The organism is Novosphingobium sp. P6W, assembly GCF_000876675.2.
Taxonomy (GTDB): domain Bacteria; phylum Pseudomonadota; class Alphaproteobacteria; order Sphingomonadales; family Sphingomonadaceae; genus Novosphingobium.
Genome location: NZ_CP030354.1, coordinates 193,943 through 211,842 on the forward strand (window position 1 = coordinate 193,943; position 17,900 = coordinate 211,842).

General features: G+C 57.6%; 20 protein-coding genes and 1 pseudogene. 11 read left to right on the forward strand and 10 right to left on the reverse strand.

Annotated elements, in window-relative coordinates; genetic code table 11:
- The first annotated feature begins 7 nt into the window (after positions 1–7).
- From TQ38_RS26645 to TQ38_RS26665, 5 genes are all read left to right on the forward strand, one after another.
- Positions 8–907, forward strand: coding sequence for a LysR family transcriptional regulator (locus TQ38_RS26645; RefSeq protein ID WP_043979769.1), 900 nt, complete (start codon positions 8–10; stop codon positions 905–907).
- A 156-nt stretch (positions 908–1,063) separates the two neighbouring features.
- Positions 1,064–1,468 (forward strand): hypothetical protein, encoded by a 405-nt coding sequence (locus tag TQ38_RS31560; protein ID WP_370059850.1) that lies wholly within the window; start codon positions 1,064–1,066, stop codon positions 1,466–1,468.
- 1,288 nt (positions 1,469–2,756) lie between these two features.
- Positions 2,757–3,002, forward strand: a complete 246-nt coding sequence (locus TQ38_RS26655; protein WP_162792427.1) for an RNA polymerase subunit sigma — start codon at positions 2,757–2,759, stop codon at positions 3,000–3,002.
- Positions 3,003–3,433: 431 nt separating this feature from the next.
- Positions 3,434–3,865, forward strand: a complete 432-nt coding sequence (locus tag TQ38_RS26660) for a hypothetical protein (RefSeq protein ID WP_043979762.1) — start codon at positions 3,434–3,436, stop codon at positions 3,863–3,865.
- A 283-nt stretch (positions 3,866–4,148) separates the two neighbouring features.
- Positions 4,149–5,096 (forward strand): nucleotidyltransferase and HEPN domain-containing protein, encoded by a 948-nt coding sequence (locus tag TQ38_RS26665; protein ID WP_043979759.1) that lies wholly within the window; start codon positions 4,149–4,151, stop codon positions 5,094–5,096.
- Positions 5,097–5,207: 111 nt separating this feature from the next.
- Here TQ38_RS26665 and TQ38_RS26670 read toward each other — a convergent pair whose 3' ends face one another.
- On the reverse strand, positions 5,208–5,840 hold the full coding sequence (locus TQ38_RS26670; RefSeq protein WP_043979756.1) for an SOS response-associated peptidase family protein: 633 nt from the start codon (positions 5,838–5,840) through the stop codon (positions 5,208–5,210).
- 515 nt (positions 5,841–6,355) lie between these two features.
- Between TQ38_RS26670 and TQ38_RS26675 the strand changes: the two genes are divergently transcribed.
- Positions 6,356–6,631, forward strand: coding sequence for a hypothetical protein (locus tag TQ38_RS26675; RefSeq protein WP_043979753.1), 276 nt, complete (start codon positions 6,356–6,358; stop codon positions 6,629–6,631).
- A 206-nt stretch (positions 6,632–6,837) separates the two neighbouring features.
- Positions 6,838–7,206, forward strand: coding sequence for an NUDIX domain-containing protein (locus TQ38_RS30250; protein WP_162792428.1), 369 nt, complete (start codon positions 6,838–6,840; stop codon positions 7,204–7,206).
- A 285-nt stretch (positions 7,207–7,491) separates the two neighbouring features.
- Here TQ38_RS30250 and TQ38_RS26690 read toward each other — a convergent pair.
- The 4 genes and pseudogenes from TQ38_RS26690 to TQ38_RS30255 all read right to left on the reverse strand — a co-directional run.
- Positions 7,492–8,670: pseudogene (locus TQ38_RS26690) on the reverse strand (OB-fold nucleic acid binding domain-containing protein); the annotation flags it as partial.
- 147 nt (positions 8,671–8,817) lie between these two features.
- Positions 8,818–9,213 (reverse strand): hypothetical protein, encoded by a 396-nt coding sequence (locus TQ38_RS31150; RefSeq protein ID WP_043979746.1) that lies wholly within the window; start codon positions 9,211–9,213, stop codon positions 8,818–8,820.
- A 167-nt stretch (positions 9,214–9,380) separates the two neighbouring features.
- A complete protein-coding gene (locus TQ38_RS26700) occupies positions 9,381–10,007 on the reverse strand; it encodes a hypothetical protein (RefSeq protein ID WP_162792429.1) in 627 nt (208 codons plus the stop codon).
- Between the two features lie 574 nt (positions 10,008–10,581).
- Positions 10,582–11,007 carry a hypothetical protein gene (locus TQ38_RS30255; RefSeq protein ID WP_162792430.1) on the reverse strand — a complete coding sequence of 142 codons (426 nt, stop codon included), beginning with the start codon at positions 11,005–11,007 and terminating at the stop codon, positions 10,582–10,584.
- Between the two features lie 138 nt (positions 11,008–11,145).
- Between TQ38_RS30255 and TQ38_RS26710 the strand changes: the two genes are divergently transcribed.
- From TQ38_RS26710 to TQ38_RS30260, 3 genes are all read left to right on the forward strand, one after another.
- Positions 11,146–11,514 (forward strand): hypothetical protein, encoded by a 369-nt coding sequence (locus TQ38_RS26710; protein WP_162792431.1) that lies wholly within the window; start codon positions 11,146–11,148, stop codon positions 11,512–11,514.
- 142 nt (positions 11,515–11,656) lie between these two features.
- Entirely contained in the window at positions 11,657–12,118 is a 462-nt protein-coding gene (locus tag TQ38_RS26715) for a hypothetical protein (RefSeq protein ID WP_162792432.1), read from the forward strand.
- A gap of 40 nt (positions 12,119–12,158) precedes the next feature.
- A complete protein-coding gene (locus tag TQ38_RS30260) occupies positions 12,159–12,683 on the forward strand; it encodes a hypothetical protein (protein WP_162792433.1) in 525 nt (174 codons plus the stop codon).
- A gap of 611 nt (positions 12,684–13,294) precedes the next feature.
- Here the strand turns inward: TQ38_RS30260 and TQ38_RS30265 are convergent.
- Positions 13,295–13,546: a hypothetical protein gene (locus TQ38_RS30265; protein WP_043979729.1), complete on the reverse strand. Its 252-nt coding sequence runs from the start codon at positions 13,544–13,546 to the stop codon at positions 13,295–13,297.
- 851 nt (positions 13,547–14,397) lie between these two features.
- Here TQ38_RS30265 and TQ38_RS26725 point away from each other — a divergent pair.
- Positions 14,398–14,733, forward strand: coding sequence for a hypothetical protein (locus TQ38_RS26725; RefSeq protein ID WP_043979726.1), 336 nt, complete (start codon positions 14,398–14,400; stop codon positions 14,731–14,733).
- Between the two features lie 81 nt (positions 14,734–14,814).
- Here the strand turns inward: TQ38_RS26725 and TQ38_RS26730 are convergent, their stop codons facing one another.
- The 4 genes from TQ38_RS26730 to TQ38_RS30280 all read right to left on the reverse strand — a co-directional run bounded on the left by TQ38_RS26730 (position 14,815) and on the right by TQ38_RS30280 (position 17,600).
- Positions 14,815–15,141, reverse strand: coding sequence for a hypothetical protein (locus TQ38_RS26730; RefSeq protein ID WP_052505989.1), 327 nt, complete (start codon positions 15,139–15,141; stop codon positions 14,815–14,817).
- A 71-nt stretch (positions 15,142–15,212) separates the two neighbouring features.
- Positions 15,213–15,668 carry a hypothetical protein gene (locus TQ38_RS30270; protein WP_162792434.1) on the reverse strand — a complete coding sequence of 152 codons (456 nt, stop codon included), beginning with the start codon at positions 15,666–15,668 and terminating at the stop codon, positions 15,213–15,215.
- 890 nt (positions 15,669–16,558) lie between these two features.
- Positions 16,559–17,194, reverse strand: a complete 636-nt coding sequence (locus TQ38_RS30275; protein WP_162792435.1) for a hypothetical protein — start codon at positions 17,192–17,194, stop codon at positions 16,559–16,561.
- Between the two features lie 127 nt (positions 17,195–17,321).
- Positions 17,322–17,600, reverse strand: a complete 279-nt coding sequence (locus tag TQ38_RS30280; RefSeq protein ID WP_162792436.1) for a hypothetical protein — start codon at positions 17,598–17,600, stop codon at positions 17,322–17,324.
- Between the last annotated feature and the right edge of the window lie 300 nt (positions 17,601–17,900).

The window sequence follows — 17,900 nt, forward strand, 5'->3', positions numbered from 1 at the left end:
TCGCGCAATGACACCCACGTTAGCCGAACTTGAGGCTGTTGCGGCCGTAGCTAGGCTCGGTGGGTTCCGTCCCGCCGCGCGCGAACTTGGCGTGTCCTCATCCGCCCTTAGTCATGCGGTGGCTGCCCTTGAGCAAAGGCTGGCGGTACGGATCTTCAACCGCACGACACGCAGTGTGTCACTCACTGCAGCAGGCCAACAATTCGTAGCGGACATCGCGCCTGCGTTGCAGTTGATCCGTGATGCGGTAGAGACAGCAGGTGCCGTGGCCAGCGAACCCAGCGGCCGGCTTCGCATCAATACATCACCCGGCGCTGCGCGCATGATGCTCGAACCGATCCTTCTCGAGTATGTTCGGCGCTACCCGCGCGTCATCCTGGAGGTGGTTACAGAGAGCGCGCTGGTCGACATAACAGGTATGGGCTTTGACGCGGGAGCAAGACTGGCCGATGCTATCCCTCCTGACATGATTGCAGTGCCGATTTTTCCCGAAGTGCGCATGATCATTGTCGGGTCCCCGCGATATATGGAGGGGCGAGATCGGCCATCTGAGCCGGCGGATCTGCTGCACCACACCTGCATCGGGATGAGGATGGCGAGCGGGCGAATATATCGCTGGGAATTCGAGCGTCGTGCAGAGGCTCTTGTCGTGGACATCAAGAGCAAACTGGTCCTGGACTCCACAGATCTGATCCTGTCCGCAGCCATCGGGGGTGCAGGCCTCGCCTATGTCGAGGAGCAAGGGGCGAGGGCACATATCGCATCCGGCGATCTTATCGAGTTTTTAAGCGAGTGGACGCCGCCCTTTCCGGGACTGTCGCTTTATTTTGCGGGACGCCGGCATATTCCGCGCAAGCTCCAGGCCTTGGTGGACGTTATCCGGGAAAACAGTGCTCGGACATCCTGACACGACGCGCGGTGCGTCAGTTTCAAAAAACGAACGCGTCCCGGACAGGGGCCATAAAATTCCACGGACCTTGTGCTGGCGCGACCGCTACTGCCGTATGATGTTCAGCCGACTGGCCACGCCGTAGCAGGAGTGCCCCGTACAACGGAGCGCGGCATGTCGGACCTCAAGACGAAAATCATCGACGCCCATGGCGGCTCCGAGCGTTGGAGACAGTTTCGGCAGTTACGCGCTCATCTCAAGCAAGGCGGGTCATTATGGGGCATGAAAGGGCAACCCGGCGTCCTCGACGATACCTGGATAACGGTTTCGCTCGAGGATGAATTCGCCTCGCATGAACCCTTCGGTGCCGAAGGGCGATATTCAGCGGTCGAACCCGAGAATGTCTGCATCTTCGGTGGGGACGGGAGCATTGAGCAGGATCTGGTCGATCCTCGCGCTTCGTTCGTTCATCACAAGGTCGAGACGCCGTGGAGCGAAGCTCAACTGGCATATTTCGCTGGCACAGCCATGTTGGACGTACCTGAACGTCCCGTTCGTACTCGATTGGAAAGGGGTTGAGACGCAAGAGGCGGGAAGCTGGATAGAGAATGGTGAGACCTGGCACCGCCTGACGGTCCGTTTTCCGCCCTCCATCCCGACGCACTGCAGCGTTCAGACCCTCTATGCCGACGACCAGGGCCTGCTCAGACGGCATGACTACGACCTCGAGATCGCCGGAAACACTCCTGCCGCGCATTACATCATGGGCTATGTCGAAGTCGGCGGTCTGTGGTTTCCGACCAGGCGGCGCATATTTGCGCGCCAGCCCGATGGTACGCCCCTGGTTCACCCCGTGGTCGTTGCTATCGATATCGACTCGATCGAACTCAGCTAGTCACTCCGCAAAAACCGGTCTTCATCCGGGTCGCGGGCGAGAACACCGGCGCAGGCGCTTTTTGGGCTGATCTCGTCCGACCGTGGAACACGGGCGGCAGTCTGCCATCTAACGCTGACATTGCTGGTCAGTTTACATGATATTCGCGCAGATGCTGTCTCGCAGTGAAGGCCGCTGTGCGTAACTGGAGGAACTGCGTTTGCCCGTCAGGCCCACTTTCCGAAATGCAGCGGCCGGTGTCACGTGCGCTCGACTCAAGCCGCTCCCTCCAGTTCCTCCTTGCTGTCACCATTGGGTGCGGCTCGATCCCGGTCGCCCCAAACGACCGATCCCAACCGCCAGGGCCTAGTTCGCCATTTGGCAGGATCGGATGATGGCATTGAGCCCAATGGGGTGGAGCATCAACCGGGCAGGGGAGAGGGAAGCGGTCAGGCGCCACCGGCGCGAGTTCTCGGTATCCTATGCTATCAAGGAACAAGGCGCCTCGCGCCTTCGGCGCGAGCGCGCTCCAGGCCTTTCGCGGCCGGTCTGAACGACCTTGCATTCGCGCGGCAAGGCCCCGAGCCGCAGCTTCGCTGGTCTCGGCCATTCGGTGGCGATCGCTGGCGCAAGCGGCCGGCAAGCCCGGCCGCGCAAATGACGGGCGCGGCGGGCTCCGCGCCCGGCGTTTAGGTCTTTAGCCTCTCCCGAAGTGGCGAGGGGTAGGCGCGCTCCCTTCTAGGACCGCCCGCTTCGCCGGCAAGCCGGACCCTGCAGGTCCGGCTCCTCCACTCACGTTTCGGTCCTGGCGGATGCCGACGCCGCTTGCTGCGGTCCTGTCCGGTCGCTTGGCCGCCCACCCCCGCCTTTCGGGGGAGCCATGATGGTTTGGGGGCAGGCAGGAGGCAGGCGATGCGCACTACATTCAGGTGGGTTGTTCGGGCCAGGGTTCGCTTGGTCAGGGACAGGACGGATGAAGAAGGGGAGGGCGCGGTGATGCTCGGGCTGTCTCGCCGGGAATTTCGCTGGCGTTCGCGTCTGGCGTTTGCCCGGATGACGCCTCTGCAACGTGATGTCTTTCGCCAGCTTGGGCGTGAGGAGGTGTCTTACGAGGAGGTGGCACAAAATCTCGGACTGACAACCGGGGCGGTAGCAGGGGAGTTCGCAACGGCACTGCTGATCCTCGCGGATGCATTTGACGAGCCGACCCCGTGGTGGAGGCGGTTGCGGCAGGGGTGACCCCCCGGCGACGTTGTAAATGATAGAATCTCTGGGACCTCGTCAGCGTTGATATGGCTGGCGAACGGACAGACCTATCAAGGTTGTTGGAGAAACCTTTAATACAGGAGCACGCGTCGGGCGCATGTTGAAGGTTCCGAGGCGACAGGGTTGACGCTGAGCAAGACGTTCATGCCGTGACTTGAGCCGCATGACCGTCATTCGGGGCCGACGATCACAGCGCAGGGTTTCAGAGCAATCAATCCTCCGGGGCGGCAAGTTCGGCGAATTCGAGGTTCGGCCCGCCATGCCGTGAAGGCCGGGTGAACGCGGTTCGCACATGCTGCTGGAGTTTGCCCGCTCCGCTCGCTTGGGCCATGGAGGGGACCTAGGGGATCAACGGCCAGGCACCGATGCCGTCTATTGGCGCAAAAAAACACCGGGGTACTGCAATGCCATCCAAACTTTCGTCGCTTCAGGCGGGGACACTGGGCGAATTGCTCACCGTCGCGAAGCTGAATACGCTGGGGCATGCGGCCTACATCAGTCCCGAGGGTGCCCCCGGTCATGATGTGATCGTCATCATCGGCGGCCAGCCCAGATCGATCGAGGTCAAGACCCGGCAATTCAGAAAGCGCGCAACTGAGATCACCCGCTGGCCGGTGGACATCAAAGCGAAGCACGATGCGGATTTCTTCATCTTCATCGAACTGAACCTCATGACCCTGGCGCCCAGCTTCTATCTGCTGACGAACGCCCAGGCTCGCCAGACCCACCGTGATTATGCCAGCGGAGGCAACTGTATCCCGGCGCAAGTGAGACAGCTTGTGGGCATCAACGACTTCTCGGCGTTGAGCGCCGACGGATCAGCAGACAGTTTGTAATCTGACGCGCGTGGCAACGCCACGCCGGGAATTGCACATCATACGATCGATCCGTGGCACATCGGAACTTCAGTCGTTGCAAGCATTGTCCCTGGCCTTCGTGCTCAGCCCGCCATTTCGCGCTACGCCCGCGTTCGAACCTGTGGGTCGGGGTTGGTTTCTTCCCTTCCCTTTTGCCGGCGCGCCCGACCATCCGCAGCCATAAAAGTCCATCCTCGACAGAAGCAACTCCTGCGACCACTCGCGCTTGCCAACTGCAGGACAACGCGGCAGAATCGCAGGGATGCGTACCGATCTCGATCATCTCCCTGGTAACAAGCAGCGCGAACTTGAGCGCGTCGTGCAGATCATCTTCGAGGAATTCGATGATGCGCTCGCGCTCGCCACGCAGGATTGGAAAAAAAAGGGACGAATCCTCAAGCTGGTCCTCTATGGCTCGTACGCTCGCGGCGGTTGGGTCGACGAACCGCACACCGCGAAGGGCTACCAGTCCGACTACGACCTGCTGTTAATCGTCAACGACAAGCGCCTGACAGATCGCCTGGAGTACTGGTCAAAGCTCGATGACCGGCTCAGCCGCGAGTTTTCCATTTCCGGGGCGCTGCGCACGCCCGTGAATTTCATCGTGCATTCGCTGCAGGAGGTGAACGACGGCCTCGCTCAGGGCCGCTATTTCTTCATGGATCTCGCGCGAGACGGCATCGCGCTCTACCAGTGCGACGACAGCGGACTACTTGCTCCCCGTCCGAAGACGCCCGGGGCCGCCCTTGCGATGGCGCGGGAGTATTTCGAGGAGTGGTTCCCCAGTGCTGCAGGCATGCTGGAGACTGCACAGTTCAGTCATGCGCAAGGTCGTTTGAAAGAGGCCGCCTTCCTGCTCCATCAAGCTACCGAACGTCTGTATCACTGCGTCCTGCTGACGCTTACCTTCTATACGCCGCATGTCCACAATCTGGGGTTCCTGCGCACGCAGGCTGAGCGCCTCGATCGCCGCCTTTGCTATGTCTGGCCCAATGAGACCCGCGCAGATCGGGCCACATTCACCAAGCTCAAGGAGGCTTACGTCAAGGCGCGATATTCCAAACATTATCAGATCACACAGGAAGAATTGGCCTGGCTTGGCGAGCAGGTCGAGGAACTCGGCCGTGTCGTGCAGGATGTGTGCCTGGAACGGCTCGCCGTCCTCGATGCTGCGACAGGGTTGGAGCCGGTTCCCGCGAAAGAATCCTAAGATCTGTCATTCGCAGCGACAAAAACCTCATCTCCCTTCCAGGGCACCGCCAGTTTATGTGAAAAAGGACCGCCGGCGCTCTATGGGCCGAGGTTACCCCTTCCTAATCGGCTACCGTTCGTTTCGACGGGTTGGAAAGACTGGCCCGCGCACCGTCATCTTGCCGGGATCGTAGGGCCGCTGAAGGGCAACGATCTCGTCATAGGACCCACGCAGCCAGGTGTCGATGTCATCCGGCGCGAGGATTGTGATCATTGCTTTGGGATGGATCGGTGCGACCAGCGAATTGGGATCGCATGTCACCATCGTAAAGCCACGCCCTTGCTCCGTGCCCTGCCAGAAGCCGGCGACTGCAAAAGTCGGCTGATCGATGACCGAAAACCACATCTCGCCCTTCAGCGGTGGTTTGCCGTCGGCCAGATCATGCTTTTCAGGCGTGAATTCGCAAAACTCGGTGAGAGTGATGAGGCAACGGTTTTCCGGCTTTGCCGCCAGTCTGCGCCATTGGGCAAGTCCCAACTGGCGTACGTTGGTCATCGGCCAAGCGGCTTTTCCGCCCAGCACGTCCCAGTTCATGACGTCCCAGGCGCGTTCCCCATCCTGCTCTCGAATGACGTAGCTTCGGCCCTTCGGCCGAAGTTCGCCGGGATCGAAGCGATTATCACGTGGTCGCTCGCTTAACAATCTGGCGGCGGATCCCCATAATGTCTCGGGTTCGCCCCGCATTCTTGCGCGATTGCACATTGTATCAACGCTCGAGCGTTAAAGGATCGTGGCGGATAGCTGCAGCGGTCTGCGCAAGGAGTTTGCAGCCGCGATCGTCGCTCTCGCCTTGGCAGAAAGCGTCGACGCTACCTGTCGCGTGTTCGAAATCGTGTGCTCTACCGCTCAATGGATAACAGTGCCTGAGCACCGAGCGATCAGCAATGATGCTGACGCCCGACGCTTCCTTAGTGAGTTAAAAGCCGGCATTCCAGGCTTCGCGATGAGCAGCGTTTGAGTAAGGATTGTCGCTGGCGCTGAGCCCTGCGTGGGCAGCTTTGACGCCCCAGCCGTGGGCGCGGAAAGTGTCGGTCATCTGATCTCACGAATAGCATTGTGCGACGCAACACGGTGCGTGCCAGAAAGCTCCTTTCGATAAGGCGAGTAGGCCTAATGCTGCGACGAGGCCCGACAATCGCGAATTCAAGGAACCATAACCGCGCCTTCTTCACTTGCTTATCATGCGGTAGGGTCACCGTGAGAAGGAATGAATCAATATGGTCGAAGCAACCTGGAACGACGAAGCCAAGACACCCGAAATTGACTGGAAAGCGAGTGCGGCGCTGCAAAATGTACCACGCGGTTCGGAAGATCTGACCGAAGTTACGAGCCTGGAAGGTGCAGTTCGCGCATGGCTAGTGCTCGATGCCAAGCATCGGGCCAACGCCCTGCTGACACCGGACAAGCCGATCCTGTTCGATGGCGCCAGCATGGAGCACTTCTCAGGTAAGGGCATCGCTGCCCTCGCGGAACATCTGCCAGATTCGCAATAGCGTTGTATCAGATCTGCTGGGGCTGGCGCGTAACCGGTCGGACACGTCATTGACGCCCGTGTGGGTCCCTCCTGGTATCAACGCTATGTCCAGAGATCGAATGGCCGGCGGAAGGTTCGAATAAGAGGGGGTGGGAGCGGAAGATGCGGATCCAGGTCACTGCTCTGCCTTAGCGCGTCATCGGCGATCATTGCGAGGTTCTGCTGGTGACTTCGCGGCACAGAGGGAAATGGATCTTACCCAAAGGCAAAATCGAAGTAGACGAAACGGCTCGCGAGCGCGCGGCTGCTGAAGCTTTCGAGGAAGGTGGTGTCGGCGGCACGGTGGCAGCGCGTCCGCTGATCGCTGATCGTCTCGCCGATCTGAGCCAGCCGGTCGTATTTGCGATAGAGGTGCTGGAAGAGTTCTCTGAATGGCCGGAGATGCGGGTTTCCCAACGCGCCTGCGTGCCGCTGAGCGAAGCCCGGTCGATGATTACCGAGGGGAGCCTGCGAAAGGTACTGGAAGCCTTTGCGAGCGAGCGGCGCGCGCAGCGCACGCCAGTTCTGATAACCGCTAAATGCGGTACGCTATAGCGGCGAATTGTCCTCGTAGCGTCCTGCGCTCCGCAGCTGTCGGACGATACCGTTGAAGGCGGCAGTGACGCCTTGCGCACGGCCAATCTCGTTTTCCTGTTTTGCCGCATCCCAGTATAGCTCCAGGGGCCAGCGCTGCGGGCAATGTGGCAGCAGACACCGCAGCGCCAGGCGAACTTCGATGCCATCGACGCGTCCTTCCGAAGAGCTTGTGACTGCGGCTCGGAGTATGTGGACAGAAAGCGCGATCACGACGCGCTGATGCTTTGGTAATGAAGGCATATATCAGTGAAAGTCGTGCGACTTGAAACGCACGACCTCTTCCGGATCGATCCCGTCGGCATGGGGTGGCCAATAACAGTCACGCGGCTCGGGTTTCCAACCCTTGTCGCCGCGATCGGGAGCGCTGGGGTGGCGTACCGCGTCCCCCCGGCCGGTAAGATGCGGAAACGACATCTCGCCCACACGGTGAAGCAGATCGCCGTGATCGATGATCCGGTCGCAGATAACGTGGATCACTTCCCCTTCCTTTTGAACCCTGCCTTTGAGGCCGACCATCGACGCCGACATGATCGTGCGGCGTTGGACTTCGAACCGGTCGGGCCATAAGATTCCATTGGCGATCCCGGTCTCGTCCTCGATGGTGATGAACAGGACACCCTTGGCGGAGCCTGGCTTTTGCCGAACCAGAATGATCCCTGCGACCTCGACATGCCGGCCATCGCGAATTGCCGCGAGGTCCACGCATTTGGTGACACCGCGCCGCCGCAATTCATCGCGCACGAAGGTCAGCGGGTGAGCCCGGAGGGAAAGCTGAAGGGAGCGATAGTCCTCGATCACCTCGCGCCCATCGGTCAACGGGCGCAGCGCGACCTCGGGTTCTATCCCTTCCGCGCTGATCGCCTGCGCGGCGCGGTCGGCCGCTGCGAACAGCGGCAAAGGCACCTCACCAAGGCCCCTTACCTTCCACAAACCTTGCCGACGGTTCGCGCCAAAGGCGTGAAACGCATCAGCATCGGCCAGCTTCTCGATCGCTGCACGCTGCACGCCGGACCGGCGCCAGACATCCTCGACGGACTCGAACGGCGTGGTGCTGCGCGCACCGACGATCGCCGCGCCGTCGGCATTGGACAGACCGCGGACCTGCTTGAGGCCAAGGCGCACTGCGAGGTAGCGTTTGCCTGTGGTTTCCAGCGTGCAGTCCCAGCGGCTTGCGTTGATGCAGGGCGGACGCACTTCCACACCGTGCTGCCTGGCGTCTCCGACGATCTGCGCTGGCGCGTAAAAGCCCATCGGCTGCGCATTCATCAGCGCCGCGCAGAACACGTCCGGATGATGATACTTCATCCAGCTCGACGCGTAGGAAATCTTGGCGAAGCTTGCCGCGTGGCTCTCGGGAAACCCGTAGGAGCCAAAGCCTTCAAGCTGGCGGAATGTACGCTCGGCAAAGTCACGCGGGTATGTGCTCACGTCGATTAGCCGATCCGGAGTTTCGACCCAGAAATGCGAGAACGGTTTGCCGTCGCTGGCGAAGCCTTTGATGCTCGGCGTTTTGGCGTCTTTCGACAGGATGAAAGCCGCCGACTCCCCGCCTACTGCCCATGCGCGGGGTCAGTTGAGTAGCGTCTGCCAGGGCTCGCTGACACTCAGGCTTCGCGATATTTCCTCCCGCTCTGCAAGGCTTAACGCAAGGCTGCCGCGCTTGCGATCGGCAGGCCGGATACCGCTGGTCGGCGAAATCACCAAAAATAACGACGATGGCTCGTGATCGAACCTTCGTTCAATCGAACTCATCGGCTCTCCGCGCTGCCAACGATCCCATATTTCCGACCGCTGGATGTCCGGAAATATATCCGACGACATTGCTTCATCGCGACATTCCATCTTCCGAAAAAGATTGAAGTGTTGCCTCCACCTGTTGAACCGACCTTCGATGTCAGAAGGCAGGGCCTGGGACAAAGCCGCTGTTCGCTGCGCCTCCGCGAACGGCAGCTTCGTAACTGACACTGGACATTCCTGCGGCGCGCGATCGCGGGCTCCGGCATGACATCCCTGGCCGGTAGCGGAATGACGGCTCACCGGCTCAGATCGGCAGATAGCTGCCAGTCGCCTTCGGTGTGGCACATCGCCGACGAAGGACATTTCCTGCCGGTCAGCAGACGCCCCATAGCGGACTAATAATCTTCGCGACGTTTGACGGGGGTCAATCCATGCTTTGCTGCGACCCCATCCACATAAGTACAAACAATCTGGTCTTCCACGCCAAACCCATCCAGCGGCCAAGGCTCGCGACCATGCTTAAAGCGCGCCACTTTATCGCTATACACCCCGACCCGGCTCATGCACGCTTTGGAAATGGCGGTATATTCTATGCATCGGCGGAGAAAGCCGATTTTGAAACGGCTCATGTCATCTTCTATTTGGTAGGTTAAAGCGCTAATCCACTCGGCAACTCTTGAACTATTGCGCCAATTGTCAAGAACGACGTATCCCGCGTAATCGGTAAATTTTCTCTGCTTCCCACTGATGAGAAATTGCGCACCTGCATCAGGAAATATCTTTTTACTCTCGTACCCGCATTCTAATCCATCTTTGCGAAAGGCCGCAATGGTAAGTAACTCAGGCGGCGGCAGTTTGGACTGGTAGGCGCTCAAAAGGCGTTTTGCTTCTGTGTGTTCGTCGCCAAGAAGGCTGCGGCCGGGCATCGCTGCGGCGCAGATTGCGAACAAGATTGGACCAATTACGGCCCCTAGAATAACCATGATCGCGTAGACCGATGCACTTTTTGCCCAAGCTCGCATTACGCCCTCTTCGTTGATCGGTCCTAAAGATCATGTCCTAAGTCCGTTTTTCACCATACGTTGCCGATCCGCGAAATTCCGTTCACGCCCCGTTGCATACATTGCGTCCAAAAGTTTAAAGCGGGATGATAGGCCACGACAGAGCGAGTATTGAGCAAGTGGTCCATTCGCGTTTATGGCTTGGCGTGGTTCTTCAGGTCGTCGGTTTCCTCGCCCGGGAACATATAAACTACCTCACGACGGTGAATTGGGTCGCCGAAAACGCGCGCAGGCAGAACGATCCAGACGGGCCTCCCGCCTGCGTCTTCGATTGTAGCATATCTCTCACTGGCAACGCTGCAATGCTCGGTCAAATCTCGCTCGGTTTGATGATTTTCGGAACCGCGCTTGTTTGCGGGTCCGCGTTGAGGCGCTGGTCGCCCAAGCAGTTTTAGTCCGCTCACCACCCTTTTTCGCCGTTCCGGATCGCCGGTCGCATCGCTTGGCGGAGTAAAGCTGCCCGACTGTTTCCAGGCAGTGCAGATCAGCAGCGTTAGCGGCTATGATGGGTGGATTGCAGACCAAAATCGGACGGCTAAGAAACCCCGAGAACTTGGCAACCTACAAGATGCCATTCTTCATCGTCCAATCGGAACAGGCAGAAGCCGTCTGCACCTTCCAACGGTCCGGCTTGATACCCACCGGAAATTAAAATCTCTCGGCGATTAGACGACAATTGGAATGCGTCCATGTACGTGCCGTAGCGACGAGGTGAAAGCTGAACCCAGTGATCCTCGCACCGTATTTTTTTCGGTAACACGCTGTATCCGCCAGCCTTCTCCAGGATTCCATCGGCGCGCTCACGCAGATCGGCGTCGCGGCTTGAGCGGATAGAACCGAGAGTCGCCAGCGCTATGGCACTGACGGCGCAAAGTGCTGCCTGATCTTCAGTTTTAAGCCGTGAGGCGGCCTGCACTTCCCCACTATGTCCGAACATTGATGCCGCAAATGAGAGAAGCAAGACTGGCCGCATAGCCAACTAGTGCTCCACGTGCTCAATGTCCGCAAGGGGGCGGATGCTGCCATTCTCGCAAAATCGTCCCGCAAGGGCGCGAAGTGGTGGGTAGCGGACACGAGACTGAGGTAGTAAGTTCCTGCCATGGAAAAACTGTGGTCAGACGAAGATCGTTCTCGGATGAAGTCTGAGCTTGGCTTCCAAAAGTGGGAAGCTATGGGGCATTTCTTGAGTGATGGTGACTACCTCGGCTTCAATCAATCCAATTACCGTGATGCAATTGGCGAATATGAGAAGGCTTGGTTGCTGTTGAGCACACCGTGGCAGCAACAGACAGGCGGCGCTGACATTCTTGAGGGTATCGCCGACTTTGCGCTGCGGTCAGAAGACCCTAATTTAGCTTTGGAAATATTGGATGGTCTGTTGCCTCGCGCAAATCAGATTGCTGATGCTTCCTTGCGAGAAGCATGTGACAAACTGGCGGATTTAGTACGCCAGCGGGAACAAGATTAGGCTCCCTTTAATGTCCGCAATGGGGCGTGTCTGGAATGTCGCCGATTGGCGCTTTTTGGTGGAAAGAGGACCATCGGGTTTCGGCAGCCACCGCAGTAAGGCAGACTGTTGCGTCAACACTATACTGTGGTGATAATGACGTATGATACGCCTTGCCATGTCGCTATTCTCCTTTGCCTGCCTGCTGCCAGCCAGTGCCGCTTTAGGTTGCAGTCCAGCAAATCTGGAGCCTTCGAAATCTGAAATCCGCGCGTTGGCTCAAAAAGCGTATCAGTCAGCGTCGATCATCGCCGACGTTGAAGTAATAGCGTCGGGGGATGATGCCGGTAACGGGGCAGTTCTACGGTCGTTAAAAGTGTGGAAGGGTGTCCATAAAAATTTGTTCGTCATGCAAACCGAAACCATGTGCGATATAGGGCTGTGGCAGAAGGGTAATCGCTTACGAATAGTTTTGGACGGCGGATCTATTTTCTTTTCGGCAAGCCAAAGCAAGAACGGGCTTTTGCTCGATGACTGCGCTGAATTTGAGCATGAATTAGATAAACTCATCGGCAGAGCGCGCCCAAGAGACTTCCGTCAGCCCAACACTATATATGACCGCTAGCGGGCGCTGAGCTTTCGCTCATTAGTGGCAATCCTGGGGCGTGTCCGGTCAGGCCGGTCTTCTTCGCACGCGGCGAGCACCGGACAGGCGGCTATGGAGCGCGGCGCTTTGCCTCCTGAATGGCGAAAACGGGTGGGAAGCTGACATTGCTCGAATGAAAGCTACGTGGCATCGTAAGGCAATGAAAATTCAATGCCCATCTTTGCGACTTCTGACCTCTGCTTTCATTGTATTTTCTATAGCGGGGTGCTCACAAAAAACTTGCGAGAGCTTTCCAAGTAAATTCTCTCAGCACGATAATCTATTTATTGAGAACAGATTTATGCCAAATAAAGAGGATTTCACCCCTCTCCCTTCTAGTTTTTCAAAACTTAACGGCCTTATCGCTCTTTGCGGTCATCGTATTGATAGTAGAATTGGCGTACGAACAATTAAAAGTACTGGCGCTGTAAAATTCAAAGGACGCTATTTTTTACGATATCATCCATTGTATGTCACCGACACGGTGTATTATTTCGAATTCTCAAATATTCGGGTGCTGAACGCTTATAAAAGCAGTTTCTGATCAAAGCCTATGTCTGCAACGGGGCGTTTGGTGCCGGGAGGGCGGGAGAAACCCTTTTGCACTTCTCAGAGCCCCGGTTGATCTCCTCGCTGTGTCAAACCTCCCGGCACGACTGAGAAATCGATCTGCTTATCGTTAGACCGGAACGGCGGCAACGGGGCGTGTTCGGTCAGGCCGGTTTTCTTCGCGTGCGGCGAGCATCGGACGGGCCGCTATAGAGCCCGGCGCTCACCCCTACGGAATGGCGAAATAGGGTGGAAAGCTGCCGGTCCGCTCTCCTGCAGGCACACGAAACAGCTTAGTTGCCGGTAATCGACGTCAGCTTCGGATGGGGGCCGCAATGAACCTCAGGATCGGATCACATCATCTGCTTCGCGGTAATTACGGCGAGGACGAGGGCAAGGGTTATGAGCCAGCCTTCGCGGGTTCTTGGGGTGATGCCGAATCCCAAGCGCTTGGGGCCGAACCAAAGCCGTGGATCATTCATACGACTAGCCTCAACCGCGAAGGGGAACGTAGGCATAATATCCTCTAAGAAGCCCGCCATGCAAGATGTGAATGTCCGCTTTGAGGGCGCGTCCGGAACGTCGCTGATCGGCGAAGAAGGGTGGTTACCTGCCGCCCACGTTTAGCGCGGCGAGGCGATCACGCATGCGGTCGCGCTTGTGCGTGGTATATCGAGCGTCTCTCGCACGGACGTCGCTATCATCCGCCCAATGGCTCAATTCCTCCCACGCATTCTTCTCATCGCGATCAAGCGCGAGGGGGTTCGGCACAGCAGCATCAAGCTCTGCGTTATCGATATCGCCGCCTTCCAAGACACGGCGGAGAGCATTGATAAGAAAATTGCGGTTGGCGGTCATTAGCGAAGGATGCCCGACATCCGGCACGTCCGCAATTGGGGCGTCTCCGGTCAGGCTATTTTTCTTCGGAAGCGGCGGAAACCGGACAGACCCCTATGGAGCGCGTCCATCGGCGTCCAGAGGGGCCGGAATGGGTGGTTTTGCGACGGGCTGCTTTCTGCCGCCCGCTCATGGTAAGCGGTCATCGAACGGGGTATACGTTTACGACCGAACCAGTCGAACCGCGCTGGCCGCGATCGTCCCGTTTGGGATCGGGAATGGGAAAGCTGCGGGTGGCACCGCCAAAGACCGCTGATACCAGATGCGTGGGACGAAGCAGCGGTTCGCTATGGCCGAGGCGGGCCTTGCCGAGACTGCACCATCGCAACCACGACCATCGCTAGAAAGCCGAGCGGAAACCACAGTCCTGGTTTACCGACGATGATACCGATGAACCAGCATACTGCTAACGCGCCGATAGGAGCCGGTTTGAGGGGACTGAAATTCGTCATACAGAACGGGTTATGATAGGCGTGGGGAAGCCGCAACCCCCTTGATCCTAATAGGAAACCGCCCACCAGCAACGGACGGCTTTACCGATAAGGAAGGATGGTCGGTACAGTTGACGGTCGCAAGGCGCGCTGGACGGCAAGGAAGTAGCCGTTTTCCCCGAATATGTTCCCGATTGCTTATTCGCGAATGGCCGATTGCGGAATGGCCGCTCACCGGGCAAGAGGAGCGGATAGCTGCCTGTCGCCTTCCAGGATGGGGCGCCGTCGTATCCGCTGTTCTCGAAGCGCGCCCCAAAGTTGCCATTCGCCCGCGCGGCTGAACGATCTTGTATCCCCGGCGGAGGTGAAGCAATAAAAGCTATGGTCAATGATTTCACGGTAATATGGTGTATTGCGGGCATCATCATTACAATTTTGACCGCATTCGGCCTTAACCGGTGGAAGTCTGAATGGACTCATGCGAGGCGCGCTTTGATCTCCATTTTGGCTTCAACGGCACCCGTCATCGGCATCACTGCTTTTTTGCTCGCCTCACTACGTAACGCCTTTTCGCTGATCCTGACGCTGGACCCGGATGAATTCCTAGTCCCGTTCGGCTGTCAAATTCTACTGAGCGTTATCTCGGCTGCGCCGCTAGGCTGGTGGATGTCGCGCACCCAGAGAGCCCCACGTCCTTCCGCGACAGTTTTTGAGTGATGCCAGCTAGCGATCGCCGTGACCGGCACCCATACCAAAGCGCCAAAACGCGCCGTTCCGGCCACGCCCCAAGCCGGACATTCAGGACGAAGAAGGTGGCCAGCACATGAACTGGCCGTTCTCGCCCGAGTTCATCCCTCGCACTTCAAATCCGGGGAGTTGTCGCAAACGTTCGAGCGCCGCATCCTCCCCGGTCGCTAGCTGCGGGAATGCAACCTGCGTTTGCCCGGTGTTATCGTGCAGCAACCACCACACGTCCGCGCCCCACGGGCCGGTGTCATTTGTCTCCACATATACTGCGGCAATGTCAGCCATCCTGATGCGCTGTTCCACTTGCTTCGGCGCTCGGCAAATGATCTCGTCATCTGATGTGACCTCGACAATGAAATCGGCTTCTTGGTGCTTCATTCCGCCAAGCTGCCCTGATTTAAGCTCTCGGGCAATGTCCGCTCACCACCCAAAATTGCCGATCAGCGCGTTCAGGGCATGGGAGGTAGAATCGGTCCCACACTCTTGAAATTCTTTGGACGCACGTTTCGCAAGTAACCATCAACAATGCCGTCAAAATTGAATGTGACTTTACCGTCGCCAGTAACTGGCTGGATGCCTAACCATTTATTCCCTAAACGTTTTAAAATAACGCGAACGCTCTGGCCGCTATCTGGCAAAAAGATGCCGCAACGATCGTTTGCAATAGCATAATAGCGCCGAGGAGCACCCTTCCAGATTTTCGACGGCTTTAGGGAGACTTCGCCGCTGTTGCTGCGAGCGATGGTGCCATCGACGATAGCATCGCTGCTTTCAATTCGAATCTTGGTGATGCGGAAAAATTGATCGTCAGTTTTCACAGTAACCTGATCGGGCGGCGAACAGGCCATGGCAGGGCTAGAATATGCTGCCAGCATCGCACTAAAGATCAGGCCCCGATTGCTCATAGCCGCATCTTAAAATGCATGAGGCAGGTCCGCTATGGGGCGGCACTGGAATGCCGCATATTAGCGGCTTCAGGATGGCAAACCGCCATTTCGGTGTTAGCGTAGGCCTCGATGACCGGGGCGAAAAGCTGAGCATGCTATTACTTGTTGTTTTGTTGGCTGGGGGCGCTCCGGTACCGTCACGCAATCCTGACGATGATTGTTATACGGTTTGGAGCGCGACTCGGGGTGCGCACCCCATCACTGCCGTGTGTCCAACTCGTCAAAAACGCTTCGAGGACACCATCCGTAGAATGACTGAGAACGGGAAGCGCGCGGGCACTGCCTGTGCGGGCGGCATGGCATCCCTTCGAAACGGCGGAAACGTTGATCGGCTTGAAGACTATGAATGCCCTGGTGTCGGTAGGCCTAGCTCGGATAAAGAGCGCAAATAGGCGAGATATTCAGCGCCAACGACTGCTTAGGGGCGTGTCCGGTCAGGCCGGTCTTCTTCGCACGCGGCGAGCACTGAACAGGCGGCTATGGAGCGCGGCGCTTTGCCTCCTGAATGGCGAAAACGGGTGGAAAGGAGATGGTCCGCTGTTGAGCGACGCATGGTGGTAAGCTGACGCAATTCGCTGTAGTCCCGGACCTATGACGAAGCCATGGATTATCGCGCTTTGGGTTTGCACCCTCACATTGGCAGGTTGGTTGCTGCTTGATGGCCAACGCCTTGCGGCAGCGGGAGTAATGGGCACGGCGTTATTCTGGGAAGCGATCCACCGCGTATTCGGAAGCAAGGACACGGAATAAACGCTATTAAGGGCGATAAAGGGTGGAAAAGGGACGGGCAGGTTCAGATTTCGCGTTAGGCGATAGCGGACTTCAACTCGCAGTCGAGTATGCCACCCTCATTGGTACGGATTTGCATTGACGTCTCCCGAAAGTGACAGCCAATGAACAAAGTCTACGCGATAATCTTGGTCTTTCTCGTTTAACGCTGCGATCCCCTCGGGCATATCAATATTGAAGAACACTTCCGCAAATCGTCCGCCTTTGGCACCATCCTCTAAGAAGAGCTTCATGTGAATAACGTTATCGGCGATCAACGCTGGATTTGAGTTGATGCCGACGGCAAAGCATTCGATGCTATTTGCAAAGCTCCACCCCTGCTCAATTGCATCGCTTTTCTTTCTTAGCATTCTCCAAAGCAGGCTACTCGCCTTTTGCGGCGCTAAGATGCCATATTGCTTTGCTAGAAGGCCTAACAGCCGATCACTTTCGACGCCGCGCGAATGAAGAGTGACCGCCCCCCAAAAGCTGTGAAATGCATCTTCACCATCCCCATCGACTTGCTCACGCCATCCTGCGTTCGGAATTGTCGCTCGAAATCCCACAGGCCCATATGGGGGTGCATCCGCGCGGAACGCTAATTGCCAGCACGACCTAGCTTCATCGTATTCCTTTTCGATGATTTGAAAGGTCATGTCACACATCGGCGGAAAGCCATCCCCGACTTCTTCAATATAGGAAAATACATAAACCATTGGCTTCTCACGCCGTTAATTTCGCTTGGTTGTGTCTTCTTTCAGGCCACAGTGCAAGAAAGACAAATGTCCGACATGGGTGGAAAGCGGAATGGGTTCTTTGAGCATCGCGGCGCAATGATCGGACCTACCGATTTGTCTCCATTCTCTTACGATAAAGAGCAGTCGGTCCCTTAGACGCTTCAAGCCGGATACGTCGATGCGCGATGCCGAACGTCAGCGGTACGCCAATTAGACTGACCCCTACCATCGCTTCTGACACATTTGGCGACCAACCCGCCAGCAGGGCAGTGCTGTAAACGAGAACGAAAAACAGCGTCCACGTTAGCGCTGCGATGTCTGTCAGGCTCGACAGCGATTTACTGTGATAGTGTTTGTGCGCGAACCGCCAGAATGCTGCTTTCATCTCACTCACCTGCGGCGAACCGTGTGCGTGATGTTGGCCGCTTTCGGGTAATTCAGCAAGCCACTCGAATGACGAGGATGGGGCGTTTCGGGCACGGCTCGATTTCGTGTCGTGCAGAAATTTTGCGGTTCACAGCTTGGGCCCACGGGCGGGACTCGAACCCGCCAAGACGACTGGATGAAACCTGCCGCGCACGCCGACCGTGTCAGGACCAACCGCTCCTTATCCGATGTTCGGAACGACCGCAAAGGGGCGGTCGCCGACTGGCAGCTTTTCCCCCATCAGACGGGACGGCCCAAC